Consider the following 656-nt stretch of genomic DNA (forward strand, 5'->3'; position numbering starts at 1 on the left):
CCGGATGTGCCGTAAGCTCTGGTTCGCCTCAAAGTCATAGTTGCTGGACCTCTGCCACTCGCCGACACTCAACCATACCACATCTGCTGACACGAGCCACGGTGACCACCGGGCTTTATGGCGGGCGCGCAACCTATTCTTGTATTTTTATAATGCAAACAATGTCTTATGGTGGAGATGGAGGATTCGAACTATGCCTTCCGAACCGTTGACCGACGAGGAATAGCCCAACCTGAACTTGACCGACGCGTTCCAGATGAACTGCACCGCAAGGTCCAATTCACGTCGACGTGGCGACGAGGATCTCGCCGCCAAGTGTCGCGACGACAAAGATTGTGCTCGCATGCTCAATCTGCGGTGCAGCAGCGAGGTTTCGTGGGGCCGGCGTGCGTAGCGTCTACGGCCCTCGTGCGGGAGACGAAAGGAAATTTGTTCATATCCACGCTCTCGGAACTTTACCCGCAGCCGGGCAGAACGATGGAAGCGAAGCTTCCCGCTTGATATTTGCAACGAATGAGGTTTGTTGGCGGAAATAACGAATTGTTTGCGTGATTGGCAATAAACAGCTCATCCGTTTCAACGCGCGCCATTAGACAAGAGGAAAACTCGATGACCGTTTCTGCAGACCAAAACGACCAGGCTGATCTGGTATCAAT

At 53.4% G+C, this 656-nt stretch carries 1 protein-coding gene; it reads right to left on the bottom strand.

The genetic code is table 11. From position 1 onward, the window contains the following. Positions 1–455: 455 nt before the first annotated feature. Positions 456–656 (bottom strand): hypothetical protein (locus E5W70_RS32620; RefSeq protein ID WP_292665490.1); only part of this gene is annotated, 201 nt, incomplete at its 5' end.

The organism is Mesorhizobium sp., from assembly GCF_005063415.1.
Lineage (GTDB): Bacteria > Pseudomonadota > Alphaproteobacteria > Rhizobiales > Rhizobiaceae > Mesorhizobium.